This is a genomic window from Thalassotalea sp. G20_0, assembly GCF_017744175.1.
GTDB lineage: Bacteria > Pseudomonadota > Gammaproteobacteria > Pseudomonadales > Endozoicomonadaceae > Endozoicomonas.
On sequence record NZ_JAGHQV010000497.1, the window covers coordinates 1 to 551 of the forward strand.

General features: G+C 46.8%; 1 protein-coding gene. It reads right to left on the bottom strand.

Translation table 11 applies throughout. From position 1 onward, the window contains the following. A partial coding sequence (locus J7438_RS27230) for an Lnb N-terminal periplasmic domain-containing protein (RefSeq protein WP_209279135.1) occupies positions 1-551 on the bottom strand: 551 nt, incomplete at both ends.

Below are 551 nucleotides of genomic sequence, written 5' to 3' on the forward strand. Positions count from 1 at the left end.
TTGGTATTCCTTACCCATGACTTCCCATGTATGGGCGAGGACAAAATCGACCTGTTCAGGTGTTAAATCCAGTTCATATTCCCAGAGGTCACGCAGTTCCAGCTCCCCGTAATTCTGATTATGAAAATAGTATTCAGCATGGCTGAAGCCTCCTTTATATCCGCCAAACAAGCCCTTGAAAATGTAACTGACCGGATCTTCACCATCTTCTACAATGGCTCCAAAATTGACACTGGTATCCAATAGCTGAGTACGGTCCTTGTCTTTTGAGTTCAGCTTCAGCAGGGTGTGGCCATAATAAGATGCCGGGTTACCCAGGTATCCCGAGGCAAAAATAATGCTTAATGATTTTGCATCACCATACTCGGACCATTCAGAAAATTCAGGGCAGTGGATAGGCGTCACTGACTCATCCGTTAAACCAAGTTCCGACTTGAGCCACTGATACCTTGCAGGAAAACGACATTGTGCGTGAGAGTCAGGGTCACTGCCCACTGGCTGTGAGAATGCATGTAGTGTTGCCAGTAGTTCAGCTTCCGGGTTGGTTCGAC